A 13,405-nucleotide genomic window follows, 5' to 3' on the forward strand; every position below is an offset into this window, starting at 1 on the left:
TAATATATTTCATCTAATACCTTATTACCCATGGTTGAAGATGAGGAGTTGTTATATAAGGCTAAGAAGATGTATGAGGAGGGCTTAAGTATTAGGCAAATAGCCTCACAATTAGGCTTAAGTTACTCTAAGGTGAGAAGATTATTAATTAAAGCGCAAGTAAATTTTAGAGGGAAGATCCCTAATGATTTAGTGAAGAAGATTATCCAGTTAGCTTCGCAAGGATATAGTGCTAACCGGATTAGTAGGGAACTTAATCTCAACTTTAACACTGTTCTAAGAATACTTCGAAAAAACAATTTAGTGAAGAGGAAAAGAAAGCTAAATAAAGATGAAATAACTAAGATAAAAGAAAAATATGAAAAAGGAGAATCAATTTATAGAATAGCAAAAGACCTAAATATCTCTACAAATTTAGTAGTTTATCATTTAAAAAAATTAGGCGTATATAAGCCTATTCATGAATCTTCTGCCACATCTCAGTAGCTAACTTACCATCATATTTAAACACATTTACTAAATCCTTAGCTTTTTCCCTATTCTGCCTATGCCTTTCTAAAAACTCATTTAACTTCTCAACGAGAATTTGCTTCAATTCACCTGTTAACATTTTACCAGACTTGTATTCTTCTCTTATTTCCTCGATTCTTCTATCATCCTCTTCAAAAAAGTAATACAACCATTGAAATGAAACATCAATATCTGGATTTCCTCCGTATTTCCTATGAAGTTCAATAGTAGGCTGACCGCCAGAAAATGCGTACTTCATGATTTTTCTCTCAACGGTTTTAGGATCATCAGTTAAATAAATAGCAGATTCTGGTATTGAGGAGCTCATTTTACCTTCTGGACCGGTTAATGGTGGAAGAAACTTACTGTGTATTTGAGCAGCCTTAAAATATCCTAAAGATTCCGCTATATCCCTCTGAAGCCTCCAATAGGGATCTTGGTCTATACCGGCTGGTATCAAGCATCTTCTCTTCTCAAACATGGTAGGAGCTATTTGTAATGCTGGATAGAATATTATACCAATGTTGGAAGAGATATCTAGCCCAAAGGTGGCTTTTACCTCAGAGAAGTTCAATTTTTTAGCAATTTTAATCGCTATAGGATACATGTTCCTAATATATTCAGTATCTTGAAAAATGAAAGTCCTATCTGGATCAAAGCCTACAGCTATTATGTCTAAAATATTATCATAAGCCCAACTCCTAGTTTGCTCTAGAGTATAGTCAGCATTCCTCATAAACTTTTCGTCATCAGTAATCTCGATGTAAACGTTCACCTTAAACTTCTCTTGAAGCCATTTAGTGAATATAAATGGTATTAAGTGACCAACGTGCATCCCTAAGGATGGAGCTCTTCCAGTATATAGGAAAAATCCCTTCCCATTTTCATAATCATTAAGAATTAAATCTAAATCTCTATGGGAGAAAAATATATCTCTCCTCAACATGACGTGTAAACTTCCAACCAAACTCTTTATCCTCTCCTTTAGAGATTCGGTGATCTTTTGAGTTCCAAATTGAACTATTAGCTTATCATAATCAACCTTACCTTTGACTTCCCATGGAGTAACAACGAATTCGTCTGGCATTATGATAAAAGAAGGAGTAAAAATATAAAAGGTTAAAATAATAAGAGGAACGAAACCCCTTTATGTATTGGATTTGTTGAGTAAAGCAGATCCAGCTGGTAGTTCTGGGAACTTCTCCTTCATCCTTTGCTCTGCCACTATGGATGCCTCCTCTAATATCTTTCTAGCTTCTGGTGAAGAGGCTGCTGAATATGTTGATAAGCCAGTGAACTCTCCAGACTCTGTTACTATTTCTTGTAATCCTTCTCCTAAGTCAGCTAATTCGATCGAGACTTCTGGCATTATCCCTCTCAACGTACTCTTAAGCTCATTAACTACTCCTAAAACCGGTATTAAATTGACAAATATGTCACCTAGTTCTGAAACTGTCTCTAACCTTAATTCCACTTGCTCTAAGGCAATTTGAGTAGTCAATAGCTGCTTGGATATCTTCCTTATTTCTGCTACCTCATTAGCATACATAGCAGCTCTTTGTGTATCTTTAGCCATCTGTGCTTCCACTACCCTCTCAAATAGAACTTTATCTCTTTCCTGCATCCTACTGATATATGCATCTAATCTACTAATCATTGAACTAATTTTATAGTGAGCTTGAACTAATCTGTATTTAAGTGGCTCCTTTGAGCCCTTAAACTTATACTTTTCTTCTTTTTCTCCCCATATCTTTTGGAAATCTTTACCAAGCATGGCTAATATATATCTTACTCACTCTACTTTTTTAAGGTGAAGGGTAAGGTACTAAGAGTTTAAATCAATCGAATCCAAGATAAGTAATATGCCTAACGTGTTTATTAGAGAAGATGAAGATCCAGACTACGATGTATATATCAGTCAAGATAAGGTAGTAATATACCTAGATCTTAGAGGTAAAGAGGTAACTTATAACAGGATTTTAATTAAATCTGATGGAGAAAAAATATATATATTAAATTCCGTAAATAATAGCATTGTTAAAATAATAGCATTACCTACTAGAATTGACTCATCAACGGTCACCTTTAACTACAAAAACGGTATATTTATAATTCAAGGGAATAAAGTAAACTAAATGACCGAAGAACTATATCTTAATGATTCATACGTTAAAGAATTCGAAAGTAAGGTCATAAAAATACTTGATAACTATGTAATTTTAGATAAGACAGCATTCTATCCGGGAGGAGGAGGGTTAGAAAACGACCTAGGTTTTTTAGAAAATAATAAAGGCGAAAAGGTAAAAGTACTAGAGGTAAAAAAAGAGAATGGAGAAATATTGCATAAGGTTGAATCTAACAAGTTTAATGAAGGCGAATTAGTAAAGGGAGTTATTGATTGGGAAAGAAGATATAGGATGATGAGACTTCATACTGCCTCTCACATAATTTCTGCTTTAGCCTACGAGAAATTTGGTTCTCTTATAACTGGAGGTCACATAAGCCCAGAATACGCTAAAGATGATTTTAACGTAGAGGATAAGGCAATACTAATAGAGCTAATAAATGAAGCGAACGAGATTGTTAAAAAGTCAATAGATGTTAAGGTGTACTTTTTACCTAGAGATGAAGCATTAATGATTCCAGCAATAGTAAAACTAGCTGGGAGGAACCCTCCAGAAATTCCTATATGGAGAATAGTTGAAATACCAGGCATTGATATACAAGCTGATGGAGGACCCCACGTTAAAAATACTAGAGAAATAGGAGAAATTGTTTTATTAAAAGTAGAAAATAAAGGAAAAGGTAGAAAGAGGGTCTATTACACTGTAAAGCCCTAAGCCCAAACGTATTTATATGAAGTGATGAATCTTACTAGAAAGCCTGCTAATATTCCTAAAAAATTAGTTAAAATTAATGTATTTGCTGAAATTTGTTTTACAAAGAATATAATAGTTAAAACTTGAGAAAGGGAGGTATAGTGTAGCATATATATCAATAACACTAACGCAACTACGTACTGAATTACGTTGCCTAAATAAGAAGAACCATGAAACTTCACCATTCTCTTGATAAACGTTCCAACTCTTTTATCACGAAATGTCCAAATATCATTCAAGAAGAAATTAAAAATTAAAGATAGTTCTATGCCTAATGCTAAGGCTATTGAGATAGGGATAACCTTAGAAGCGTAAACGTAAATACCCTCATTCACTACAGTTCCCAAAGCGCCAACTACAGCGAATTTCAACAGCTTATTAAATACTACCTTCTCCACGCTTTAACTGTGTCTTTTACAAAAAATAAATATTTGCATCACCAGCTAAGACCTTATTGAAATTCTCATATAGTTAATTTATGTCCTTATCATACTCTAAAAAGCTATGAACATAGAGAATTATCTGTGACAAAGGAAAGATAAGCCTCACCTTTTAGGGCAGGGAGGAGGTCAGATGCAATATCTAATGTAAAAAATCTATATACCTAAAACTAAAAAGATCCGGCTATTTCATTAAATTAACTAAATAGTCTTCAATCAAGAGGAAAAAGTTAAAGATTTCTTGAAAATTGTCATTCTCACTTTCTCCTCAATTACAAAGGAATGAAGCCTCACGATTTATTGCTGGGAGGTAGTAAGTATCTTATTTATCAAGGATAACAATTTACCTATATCTCTCCTCAGAGATATCCTACCATGCGTAAATCTTAAACCTATGAAATTGCTTGCGTCTCTAATAAAATATCCATACTTTACAATCTTCTCATTTAGTGTTGAAACTTTTATAGGAAACTCCGCTAAGAAATATGGAGCTACCGTTTTATATACTTTAAATTCCTTTTTAGCATTACTTACATATTCAATTAATTCCTTAGTCTTCATTTTGCTCTCGTAAAAAAACGTCCTTACTTCCTTAGGGTCTAAATGTGATATTAAGTAATAAGCTAATGAGTTTACTCTCCAGCTAGGGGCACGTTTTTCTATTTCCTTACTCCTTTGTCCGATGGTGAATCCAATTCTTAACCCAGGAATAGAAAAACTCTTTGTGAAGGAATTAATTATCAACAAATTTTTATATTCTTCTACAAGCTTTACTGAACTCTCTGTTAGGCTAATATCTATAAAGGACTCATCAACTACCAACTCATTCCCACTTCTAAGAAAGTCTTCTATTTCTGGAACACTTACATATGCTCCAGTAGGATTGTTTGGATTACTTAATATAATCTTTCTATACTTTTTATGTAACATAAATCTAAATTTGTCTTCCATTTCTTCAGCGTTATAATAAGATACGTATTTATAGTCAGAATAATTGGGCTGAGGAACTATGAAATCATTATCTAGTAAGTTTATTGCCTCTGATGCCCCATTAAACACTCCTATAAAATCTTTATCTACTCCATATATTTCTCCGATTATTGACTTTATGTACGAGTAGTCCTCGGGTGGATAATACTTATGTATTCCTAACCTTATAGCCTCATTTATTATCTCATCAACAAACCTTGGAGTTCCTAATGGGTTCAGATTTACGCTAAAATCATTTATATTAGAAGGATAGCCCTTATTCCAAGGAAATCCTCCATGCCTCATAGCTCTCTATTCTTGAAGTATTCGACTATAATATTTTTTTCAGCTCTCCTGATAATTTCACTTAAACTCGACGGGCTCATATTTAGTTTCTTAGCCAACTCCTTTAGGCCTATTCTTCTTGGATAATCAAAGAATCCAGCTTCTAATGCTACCTTTAATATTTGCTCTTGCCTCGCGGTTATAGGATCTTTTCTCTCTGCCTTAACTATCTTTAACACCTTGACGTCTCTTGTAGTTGATAATAATGAGTTCAGCAGGCTTCTAAGCTCAACGTAATTATTAAGTATTAATGTCCAAATTATCCCCTCACTTGAAAATGCACCGTTCATAATTATGTATTGAGAAATAACGTTAAGTAACGGTGATTTTGCATAGATCGTACATATAAACTTATACCTAGATATTTTCACTGGTTCCTCACAAATTGTATTGGCTACCTCTTCATCTCCTCTAATTTCAAGTAAAGTTTTAATGCCGTTTTTATCTACCCTAATGTCTAAGATGTTAACAGAAGCGTTAGTCAAATGTAGTCCTTGAAAATCATCAGCATAAGGCGTCTTAATGACGGCGTATAATAGCATGACAAAAGATATTTATTTAAAATACTACTTAAACTTATCTTCTAATAACTATATTCCCTAGTAAGAGAATTAAAAGTTTGCTAAAAATAGCATCAGTCCAATATAAATCATAAATATTTCTTAAATGTATGCGGCCGCCGGGATTTGAACCCGGGACCTCCTGCGTGGCAGGCAGGCGTCCTAATCCAGGCTAGACTACGGCCGCGAGTAAAAAAGGTAGCCGGGCCCGGATTCGAACCGGGGTCCCAGGGGCCAAAGCCCTGGATCCTTGACCGCTAGACTACCCGGCTATTAATATACTCTTCTTATCTTGATATAAACTTAACTCTTCACTTTCATTTAACTCTCCTACTTAAGAGAGAAAGATTTAAAAGGAAATAAAGAGAAAAGTTTAAAAGGTTTACTATTCGTGTCCCTTGTAAAATATGGAGGTGTTATATTTGTCTGAAGAGAGTAAATCCGCGCCTTGTCCTCCAGATAAGATTATTTTTGACGCTGAGAGAGGAGAATATATTTGCACTGAAACTGGTGAAGTTTTAGAAGATAAAATTATCGATCAAGGACCAGAGTGGAGGGCTTTCACACCAGAAGAGAAGGAGAAAAGAAGTAGAGTTGGAGGACCTCTTAATGATACTATTCATGATAGAGGATTATCTACTCTAATCGACTGGAAAGATAAAGATGCAATGGGAAGGACCTTAGATCCTAAGAGAAGGTTAGAAGCACTAAGGTGGAGAAAGTGGCAAATAAGGGCTAGGATACAAAGCTCGGTTGATAGAAACTTAGCGCAAGCAATGAATGAATTAGAGAGAATAGGTAACTTATTAAGTTTGCCTAAGTCCGTTAAAGATGAAGCTGCGTTGATATATAGAAAGGCAGTTGAGAAGGGTCTGGTAAGAGGGAGAAGTATTGAGAGCGTCGTAGCTGCTGCAATTTACGCAGCATGTAGGAGAATGAAGCTAGCTAGGACTTTGGACGAGATTGCCCAGTATACTAAGGCTAATAGAAAGGAAGTTGCCAGGTGTTATAGGCTATTGTTAAGGGAATTAAGCGTAGACGTCCCGGTTAGTGATCCTAAGGACTATGTTACTAGAATTGCCAACTTATTAGGTTTAAGTGGTGCAGTTATGAAGACAGCTGCAGAAATAATTGATAAGGCTAAGGATGTAGGTCTAACGGCTGGAAAAGATCCCGCTGGTTTAGCTGCTGCAGCAATATATATAGCTAGCTTACTTCATGACGAGAGAAGAACACAGAAGGAGATTGCACAAGTGGCTGGTGTAACTGAAGTAACTGTAAGAAATAGGTATAAGGAATTAACTCAAGAACTAAAAATATCAATTCCTACTCAATAACTAAAATATTTGATTCTGGGTACCCCATTTTTATTAGTATTTCACGTATTTTTTCCTTGTGATCTCCTTGAATAAGTATTTTTCCATCTTTTACAGTACCTCCTGCTGCTAGCTTTGACTTGAGTTCAGAAGCTATCTTTTTTAACTCATTATCTGATTGTCCTAGACCTTCTATTATTGTAACTTCTTTTCCATATCTTCTTTTTTCTACCTTTATTTTTATAAATTGTTCCTCTTTTGTTAATTGTTCACATATATCTGGTGGGAGACCCCCACATAAATTTTCTGCCATTCTTAGGTTATTATTATTGATAAAACCCCCTTTTAATCTTTCTATGGGTTTTTGTGAGATAATCTTATATAGTGGAAAGGATTGAAAAGGATAGTATGGCAGTATACAGATGTGGCAAATGTTGGAAAACGTTCACTGATGAGCAATTGAAAGTGTTGCCAGGTGTTAGATGCCCTTACTGTGGATATAAAATAATATATATGATTAGAAAACCTACTATAAAAACCGTTAAAGCCATTTAGCTTTATATATAGAAGCTGCTGTTTCCATAATCAACTTAGCTCCTAGTACAGTCGTTATCCCAGACGTGTCATATGGAGGAGAAATTTCTACTATGTCAAATCCTATTACTCTTTTATCTACAACTAGATTTATTATATCTAGGACTGTTGAAGGATCTAATCCCTCTGGTTCTGGAGTAGCAACGCCTGGTGCATAAGCTGGATCTATTCCGTCCATGTCTATGGAGATGTACAATGATTTACATTCTTGAGTGCTGTTTATTATTTTTCTGGAAACCTCTCTAGCTCCTAATGTCTTAACTTGTTGAGGAGTAAAGAATATTATACCTTTGTATTTAGCATATTCTAGCTCTTCTTTGCTAACAGCTCTAGTTCCCACTTCTATTATCTTAACTCCATATTCTGATATCCTCCTCATAACGCATGCGTGATCATACTTATATCCCATGTATTCCTCTCTTAGATCTAAATGAGCATCGAAACTAATCACACATAATCCTTCCCTTTTCATACCTCTTATAACTCCAGCAGTTATCGTATGCTCTCCGCCAATTGATATTGGAATATTTTGATTTTCTACAAAATAGTTAATAATACTTGAAATCCTCGATAAGTTTTCTTCAACAGCTGAGGGGTGAAGTATTACGTCACCAACGTCATTGAAGCCTATTTCTCCCATATCAACACCAGTTCTGACTGAATAAAATTCTATATATTGGGCAGTATCTCTAATTACGCTTGGAGTGAATCTACTGCCTGGTCTAAAACTGCTTGTAATATCCATTGGTATTCCTAATATAATAAATGGAGAGGTTTCTTTATTAAATCCAGCAAATTTTTTATTATTCTCATTTAAATAGAATAGTCTACTATCCTTCATTTGTTGATGTTTAGCATAGAGCTTTATAAGCTTGTTGTAATGTTAGTCAAATGTGAGTGAGACACTAAATAAAGTAATGGACCTAGCTAAGAGAAGAGGAATATTTTGGCCATCATATGAAATATATGGTGGAGTAGCTGGCTTATATGACATAGGTCCAATAGGTGTTAAAATTAAAAATAAGATATTAAAATTATGGAGAAAGTACTTTATAGAGGATAACGATGACTTCGTAGTTGAAGTAGAAACTCCCATAATTGGTCCTTCTAAAGTATTCGAGGCTAGTGGACATGTGGAGAGTTTTACTGATCCCGTAGTGGAGTGCACTAAATGTAGGAGAGTCTACAGAGCTGACCATTTAATTGAAGATGCTTTGAAGAGAAGCGTAGAAGGGCTTAAGCCAGAGGAATTAACGAAGATGATTAAGGAAAACAATTTAAAATGCCCCTCTTGTGGTGGGGATTTAGGCGAGGTTAGACTATTCAATCTATTATTTGCTACTACTATTGGTCCCTTTACAGGAAATATAGGTTATTTAAGACCAGAGACTGCTCAAGGAATGTTCACTTCTTTTAAAAGAGTTTATGAAAGTGTTAGACAAAAACTGCCATTAGGAATAGCACAAATCGGAAGGGTAGCAAGGAACGAGATCTCTCCAAGACAAGGGTTAATAAGAATGAGAGAATTTAGTATAATGGAGATAGAATTTTTCATTGATCCAGAGGATACCGAAAATGTCCCACTATCACGATTCTATGACTTAAAAGTTAAGGTATTAACTAAGGACGAGAAAGTAAAGGATGGTAGGCCTAAGGAATATGGTATTGATGAAATGGTTAGGGAGAAAATTGTTGAGACCCCCTGGATGGCTTATTGGATGGCTGTAGCATCTAAATTCGTTAGAGCGTTAGGTATTAATGAGTTTTACTTTGAAGAGAAATTGCCCCACGAAAGAGCTCATTATGCCAGACAAGTTTTCGATCAGATAGCAGTAATCAATGATATGAAGGTGGAAATTTCTGGTCACGCTTATAGAGGAAATTATGATCTATCTAGACACATGAAGTTTAGCGGACAAGACTTGAGTGTCTTTAAAAAATTTGAAATACCTCAAGCGGTGAAGAAAAAAACGGTGGTGATTGATAATAATAAACTAAAAGATAAAGAAAAAAGGAAAAAGCTAATGGATCTAATACAAAATAAGCAGCCCGAAGAAATTGAGGAAATGCTTACGAAAAGGGTTTCAATTGACGGTATATTGTTAAGTGATGTTATAAGCGTTATAGAGAGAGAAGAGAAAGTAACTGGTAAACATTTCATCCCTGAGGTCGTAGAACCTTCCTTTGGTGTAGAAAGAACTTTATTCTTGACAATACTGAACGCCTACAAGGAGAAAGAAGGGAGAACTGTATTGTCATTACCTAGAGAATTGGGACCTTATGATGTGGCAGTTTTTCCTCTTCTAGAACGTGAAAATTTAATTAATAAAGCTAGGGAAATTAGGGACCTTCTTTCTAAAAAGTATGATATACTTTACGATGATTCTGGAAGTATAGGAAGGAGATATGCAAGGGCTGATGAGATAGGAGTGCCTTATGCTATTACAATTGATCCTCAGACGTTAGTAGATAATACTGTTACGATTAGGGATAGGGATACGTGGAACCAAGTTAGAGTTAAGGTTAATGAGATCGAAAATTCATTGCAAAAGTTATTTAGCGGAGAGGACATTAGTAAAATTGGAATTGAGGTGAAGTAAAAGAATGAGTGAAGAGGAAAGTAAGGAAGAGAAAAAGGTTGATATAAAAACTCTCGTTAATATCATTCCTCCTGCGTCAGCTTTAAAGGGGAATAAAAGTCCTCCAAAGGAGAAGAGAATTAAGATTAGAAAAAGGACTGATGTTGACCAAGGGTTTGGAATTGTCTCTTCTAAACTAGCTAAAGAACTCGGTATAACTGATAACCTTGAGATTTCCGTAAAGGGTAAGAGACTTAAGTTGAAAGCGATAATTCAAGAAGGAGTACCGGAATTAGAGGTTTGGGCAAATCCCCAAGACTTAGTTACGTTAGGAATAGAGGATAATAGTACGATAACCGTGAGGGCTTCTAAATGAATGAGAGTGATACAGAGGTTAGCAGAGTTTTATTTGAATTTGAAACTGTAATAGAAGACCATACAGCTTATCTAGATGAGCTAGAAAACTTAATTGTCTTGTCAGAAATTGATTTAAACAAAGCTACAAGGTTAGTCAAGAGAATGAGAAGGGTTAGAAAGGAACTTCTACAAGGTCTAGAGATAATCAATGAAAACATAGATAAAGTAAGTGATTTGAAAATAAAGGAAGAAGCTTTAGGCTTAATAAACTATTTAATAGTGTTAGGTTTGAAAGATGAAAAGGAAATGTTGAACACGTTAAACCAGAATCTTAAGAATAAAGGCATAGATCTAGATATCGAGAAGGATATAGAACAGATAGATAAGATAATGAATAGTATAGCTCATCTTAATTTTTAAATTTAAAAACATGGTTAAACCATGATGAGTGGAGGAATTGCGGAAATAGCTATAGAGGAGCAGTTACAACAAATTTCACTAAAGATACTAGACGAGGTTAGGACACTGTATGAATTACTATCTAACATGGCAAATAGTAATTTAAATTATATGCAGGTTTATGCTAAAATAAATGGAATTAAGAATGAAGTTGAAAGTAATAAATATAGATTAGGTGAATATATATTCAAAATAAGGGAAGGTTTACTGGATAAGGACTTATATGTAGAAATATTAAATAATTTAGAAAAAATAGGGCAAAACATTGATTCAGCTAGTTATAGACTAAGCGTACTATTAAGTAAGAATAGTAATTTAGACTCTATAATTTATAAATTATTGGTTGTTATGTGTGAAAAAATAATAACTTCTTTCACTCACTTCATAGAAGCCTTAAGACTCTTATCAGTAAATCCTAAGAATTCTTTAGAGAATGCTAAAAACGTAGTAAAGATCGAACAAGAGGTAGATGATTTATATAGAAGTTTAGAGTTAGTACTATTTGAAAAAAACATAGATAATTTCTTGCACATAATGTTGTTGAAAGACGTTGCTGATAGACTTGAGGATAGTGAAGATTTGTTAAAAGTTTCGGCTGATGATATTACTTACATAGCATATGAGAGGATATAAATGATAAAAGGCGTGTTAGTGGGTTCAAGGATAATAATACCCGATATCCAAGAAGCTAAGTATATTTACTCTAAAGGCTTTTATGGAAAGCCAATTGGGATATCTAAACCAAAGAGCCCAAACGAAATTAATAGACCGTTGGAACTATCTTTAATAGAAGGGGTTTATTTGGTCAAGAAGAGTTTGATGCAAGTTTTTGACAACAATAATGAAGTTCTTGGCTATACAAGATTATATGAATTAGGATCAAAAACTATAGATAAATTCGAAATAATTTATAGAGTTTATGAAGATTTAAGAGAAAGGGGATTTATAGTTAGATCGGGAATGAAATACGGAGCTGACTTTACAGTGTATACGTTAGGACCAGGAATTGAACATGCTCCTTTCGTAGTTATATCAGTTGATGCTAACCAAGACTTAAGTCCTCATGAACTGCTAAGCTTTGGAAGAGTATCTCATAGTACTAGGAAGAGATTAGTATTAGGTCTGGTTGATAGAAAGAGTAATAGTATAAGATACATAATGTTTAAATGGGTCAAAATATAATTTAAATTAGTAATCAGAGTTTGGGGGTTTAAGTAGATTGAGAAATGGTAATAGAGGCTTTGAAAGACAACCTCCTTCATTTACAGATGAACCAAAACCACTACCATTAGGCGATAAGTGTAACTATTTGTGCCCATATTTTAGATGCAACAAAAGAGCATTGTTAATACAAGTAAAATATTCAAAGGGAAATCCGTATAAAGTTGGATACTGTAGATGGGTAGGAGATGTATGCATAACTGGTGAATGCCAATATGCGTATTGTGAGAAGAGGGCACTGTTACCTGGGAACAAGTGTGCGTTTGCGATCAATAAGAAATCAGGGCAGAAGGAGGAAGAAATTGAAAAAGAACTTGAAAAAGATGATTATGATGAAAAGATGAAAGAAATATTAACTAAGAAATTTGGCAAGAATGTAGATTTATTTTAATTAACCATTCCATCTCTTGTATATATCATGTTTTATGCCTAAAGCGTCAAGAGCTTTACCTACTACAAAGTTTACAAAGTCATCAATAGTTTTTGGAAGAATGTAAAAGCCAGGTGAAGCTGGCATTATTATTACCCCAAGTTTTGCCAGTCTTAATGCATTCTCTAGCTCTATAACCCCTAGTGGTGTTTCTCTGAGAACTAAAACTAACCTCTTATTAGTTCTGATAAAGTTTAACGCGGTCCTCACTAACAAATTAGAACCGATACCGTGGGATATCTGAGCCAACGTCTTTATACTACAAGGAATAATTACCATTCCCTTAGCAGTTACAGAAAAACTTGAGCTCGATGGTGGAGCTTCTATCTGTGATAATCCGTAGATATAATTCGTATATTTTCTTAATTCTTCAATTAAATTTACTCCCATTTCTTTTTCAGCAACTTTGGTAGAGCTTTTAGAAACTATTACATGAACTTCAAAGTCTAATTTATTTAAAACTTCAACAGCTCTTAACGCATAAATTGTTCCGCTAGCTCCACTGATACCTACAATAATCCTCCTCTTTGCTTTCCTTTCCCTGTCCTTTGTTCCTGTTTCTTTAACCATTCTGCTAACCATTTCTGATAACACCCATTACTACAAAATACCCATGGCTTATTATTGCAACACGTTTTGACTACTATAGGATTAGTCTTTATTATCGTCCCACACCAGTTGCATTTTAAAGATACGTTATTCATGGTATTTAACTGAAAGGGCATATCTATTTGATTATTATTGAT

General features: G+C 34.4%; 19 protein-coding genes and 2 tRNA genes. 11 read left to right on the top strand and 10 right to left on the bottom strand.

Annotation, left to right across the window (positions count from 1 at the left end; all coding sequences use genetic code 11):
* Positions 1-30 precede the first annotated feature (30 nt).
* Positions 31-486, top strand: coding sequence for a CRISPR DNA repeat-binding protein Cbp1 (cbp1, locus tag BFU36_RS03535; protein WP_069282300.1), 456 nt, complete (start codon positions 31-33; stop codon positions 484-486).
* Here the strand turns inward: cbp1 and BFU36_RS03540 are convergent.
* Both BFU36_RS03540 and cdvB1/B2 read right to left on the bottom strand, forming a co-directional pair.
* A complete protein-coding gene (locus BFU36_RS03540) occupies positions 455-1,597 on the bottom strand; it encodes a tryptophan--tRNA ligase (RefSeq protein WP_069282301.1) in 1,143 nt (380 codons plus the stop codon). The genes cbp1 and BFU36_RS03540 overlap by 32 nt on opposite strands.
* Before the next feature lie 60 nt (positions 1,598-1,657).
* Positions 1,658-2,284 (bottom strand): cell division protein CdvB1/B2, encoded by a 627-nt coding sequence (gene cdvB1/B2 / locus BFU36_RS03545; protein WP_069282302.1) that lies wholly within the window; start codon positions 2,282-2,284, stop codon positions 1,658-1,660.
* A gap of 88 nt (positions 2,285-2,372) precedes the next feature.
* On the opposite strand from cdvB1/B2, the gene BFU36_RS03550 reads away from it, so the two are divergent.
* Entirely contained in the window at positions 2,373-2,645 is a 273-nt protein-coding gene (locus BFU36_RS03550) for an Hsp20/alpha crystallin family protein (RefSeq protein WP_069282303.1), read from the top strand.
* A complete protein-coding gene (gene alaXM, locus BFU36_RS03555) occupies positions 2,646-3,350 on the top strand; it encodes an alanyl-tRNA editing protein AlaXM (protein WP_069282304.1) in 705 nt (234 codons plus the stop codon).
* Here alaXM and BFU36_RS03560 read toward each other — a convergent pair.
* The 5 genes from BFU36_RS03560 to BFU36_RS03580 form a co-directional block, all read right to left on the bottom strand.
* Entirely contained in the window at positions 3,347-3,787 is a 441-nt protein-coding gene (locus tag BFU36_RS03560) for a GtrA family protein (protein ID WP_069282305.1), read from the bottom strand. The two genes, alaXM and BFU36_RS03560, sit on opposite strands and share 4 nt — an antisense overlap.
* Positions 3,788-4,126: 339 nt before the next feature.
* Entirely contained in the window at positions 4,127-5,104 is a 978-nt protein-coding gene (locus BFU36_RS03565; protein WP_069282306.1) for an aminotransferase class I/II-fold pyridoxal phosphate-dependent enzyme, read from the bottom strand.
* Positions 5,101-5,685: a helix-turn-helix domain-containing protein gene (locus BFU36_RS03570; RefSeq protein WP_069282307.1), complete on the bottom strand. Its 585-nt coding sequence runs from the start codon at positions 5,683-5,685 to the stop codon at positions 5,101-5,103. The genes BFU36_RS03565 and BFU36_RS03570 overlap by 4 nt, the downstream gene beginning before the upstream one ends.
* A 129-nt stretch (positions 5,686-5,814) precedes the next feature.
* Positions 5,815-5,890 (bottom strand) — tRNA-Gly (locus BFU36_RS03575).
* Positions 5,891-5,902: 12 nt separating this feature from the next.
* Positions 5,903-5,975, bottom strand: a tRNA-Gln gene (locus tag BFU36_RS03580).
* A 141-nt stretch (positions 5,976-6,116) separates the two neighbouring features.
* Here BFU36_RS03580 and BFU36_RS03585 point away from each other — a divergent pair.
* Positions 6,117-7,040: a transcription initiation factor IIB gene (locus BFU36_RS03585; RefSeq protein ID WP_197490549.1), complete on the top strand. Its 924-nt coding sequence runs from the start codon at positions 6,117-6,119 to the stop codon at positions 7,038-7,040.
* On the opposite strand, the gene yciH is transcribed toward BFU36_RS03585, so the two are convergent.
* The gene (gene yciH, locus BFU36_RS03590) at positions 7,030-7,332 is read right to left on the bottom strand and encodes a stress response translation initiation inhibitor YciH (protein ID WP_069282309.1); all 303 of its coding nucleotides are present in this window, start codon (positions 7,330-7,332) and stop codon (positions 7,030-7,032) included. The genes BFU36_RS03585 and yciH overlap by 11 nt on opposite strands.
* A 95-nt stretch (positions 7,333-7,427) precedes the next feature.
* Here yciH and BFU36_RS03595 point away from each other — a divergent pair, with 95 nt between their 5' ends.
* Positions 7,428-7,574 (top strand): DNA-directed RNA polymerase subunit P, encoded by a 147-nt coding sequence (locus BFU36_RS03595; protein WP_069284572.1) that lies wholly within the window; start codon positions 7,428-7,430, stop codon positions 7,572-7,574.
* Here the strand turns inward: BFU36_RS03595 and speB are convergent.
* Positions 7,561-8,454, bottom strand: coding sequence for an agmatinase (gene speB, locus BFU36_RS03600; protein ID WP_069282310.1), 894 nt, complete (start codon positions 8,452-8,454; stop codon positions 7,561-7,563). The two genes, BFU36_RS03595 and speB, sit on opposite strands and share 14 nt — an antisense overlap.
* Positions 8,455-8,506: 52 nt before the next feature.
* Between speB and glyS the strand changes: the two genes are divergently transcribed.
* Genes glyS through BFU36_RS03630 form a run of 6 tightly spaced genes read left to right on the top strand, consistent with a single transcriptional unit; the run spans position 8,507 to position 12,620 of the window.
* Positions 8,507-10,213, top strand: a complete 1,707-nt coding sequence (gene glyS, locus BFU36_RS03605; protein WP_069282311.1) for a glycine--tRNA ligase — start codon at positions 8,507-8,509, stop codon at positions 10,211-10,213.
* Positions 10,214-10,217: 4 nt separating this feature from the next.
* Positions 10,218-10,568: a hypothetical protein gene (locus tag BFU36_RS03610; protein ID WP_069282312.1), complete on the top strand. Its 351-nt coding sequence runs from the start codon at positions 10,218-10,220 to the stop codon at positions 10,566-10,568.
* Positions 10,565-10,969, top strand: a complete 405-nt coding sequence (locus tag BFU36_RS03615) for a hypothetical protein (RefSeq protein WP_069282313.1) — start codon at positions 10,565-10,567, stop codon at positions 10,967-10,969. Before BFU36_RS03610 ends, BFU36_RS03615 begins: the two co-directional genes overlap by 4 nt.
* Positions 10,970-10,993: 24 nt before the next feature.
* Complete coding sequence (locus BFU36_RS03620; RefSeq protein ID WP_069282314.1) at positions 10,994-11,641, top strand: phosphate transport regulator; 648 nt, start codon at positions 10,994-10,996, stop codon at positions 11,639-11,641.
* Positions 11,642-12,190, top strand: coding sequence for a tRNA-intron lyase (endA, locus tag BFU36_RS03625; RefSeq protein ID WP_069282315.1), 549 nt, complete (start codon positions 11,642-11,644; stop codon positions 12,188-12,190). It abuts the gene before it with no gap.
* A gap of 37 nt (positions 12,191-12,227) precedes the next feature.
* Positions 12,228-12,620, top strand: a complete 393-nt coding sequence (locus BFU36_RS03630; RefSeq protein WP_069282316.1) for a hypothetical protein — start codon at positions 12,228-12,230, stop codon at positions 12,618-12,620.
* Here the strand turns inward: BFU36_RS03630 and BFU36_RS03635 are convergent, their stop codons facing one another.
* On the bottom strand, positions 12,621-13,241 hold the full coding sequence (locus BFU36_RS03635; RefSeq protein WP_069284573.1) for a UbiX family flavin prenyltransferase: 621 nt from the start codon (positions 13,239-13,241) through the stop codon (positions 12,621-12,623).
* Positions 13,242-13,405 lie beyond the last annotated feature (164 nt).

The organism is Sulfolobus sp. A20, assembly GCF_001719125.1.
Taxonomy (GTDB): domain Archaea; phylum Thermoproteota; class Thermoprotei_A; order Sulfolobales; family Sulfolobaceae; genus Saccharolobus.

What these genes read in the sequence shown, in the direction of transcription:
- cbp1 (WP_069282300.1), top strand. Translation starts at nt 31, where the DNA reads ATGGTTGAAGATGAGGAGTTGTTATATAAGGCTAAGAAGATGTATGAG.
- BFU36_RS03540 (WP_069282301.1), bottom strand. Translation starts at nt 1,597, where the DNA reads ATGCCAGACGAATTCGTTGTTACTCCATGGGAAGTCAAAGGTAAGGTT.
- cdvB1/B2 (WP_069282302.1), bottom strand. Translation starts at nt 2,284, where the DNA reads ATGCTTGGTAAAGATTTCCAAAAGATATGGGGAGAAAAAGAAGAAAAG.
- BFU36_RS03550 (WP_069282303.1), top strand. Translation starts at nt 2,373, where the DNA reads ATGCCTAACGTGTTTATTAGAGAAGATGAAGATCCAGACTACGATGTA.
- alaXM (WP_069282304.1), top strand. Translation starts at nt 2,646, where the DNA reads ATGACCGAAGAACTATATCTTAATGATTCATACGTTAAAGAATTCGAA.
- BFU36_RS03565 (WP_069282306.1), bottom strand. Translation starts at nt 5,104, where the DNA reads ATGAGGCATGGAGGATTTCCTTGGAATAAGGGCTATCCTTCTAATATA.
- BFU36_RS03570 (WP_069282307.1), bottom strand. Translation starts at nt 5,685, where the DNA reads ATGCTATTATACGCCGTCATTAAGACGCCTTATGCTGATGATTTTCAA.
- yciH (WP_069282309.1), bottom strand. Translation starts at nt 7,332, where the DNA reads ATGGCAGAAAATTTATGTGGGGGTCTCCCACCAGATATATGTGAACAA.
- BFU36_RS03595 (WP_069284572.1), top strand. Translation starts at nt 7,428, where the DNA reads ATGGCAGTATACAGATGTGGCAAATGTTGGAAAACGTTCACTGATGAG.
- speB (WP_069282310.1), bottom strand. Translation starts at nt 8,454, where the DNA reads ATGAAGGATAGTAGACTATTCTATTTAAATGAGAATAATAAAAAATTT.
- BFU36_RS03610 (WP_069282312.1), top strand. Translation starts at nt 10,218, where the DNA reads ATGAGTGAAGAGGAAAGTAAGGAAGAGAAAAAGGTTGATATAAAAACT.
- BFU36_RS03615 (WP_069282313.1), top strand. Translation starts at nt 10,565, where the DNA reads ATGAATGAGAGTGATACAGAGGTTAGCAGAGTTTTATTTGAATTTGAA.
- BFU36_RS03620 (WP_069282314.1), top strand. Translation starts at nt 10,994, where the DNA reads ATGAGTGGAGGAATTGCGGAAATAGCTATAGAGGAGCAGTTACAACAA.
- endA (WP_069282315.1), top strand. Translation starts at nt 11,642, where the DNA reads ATGATAAAAGGCGTGTTAGTGGGTTCAAGGATAATAATACCCGATATC.
- BFU36_RS03635 (WP_069284573.1), bottom strand. Translation starts at nt 13,241, where the DNA reads ATGGTTAGCAGAATGGTTAAAGAAACAGGAACAAAGGACAGGGAAAGG.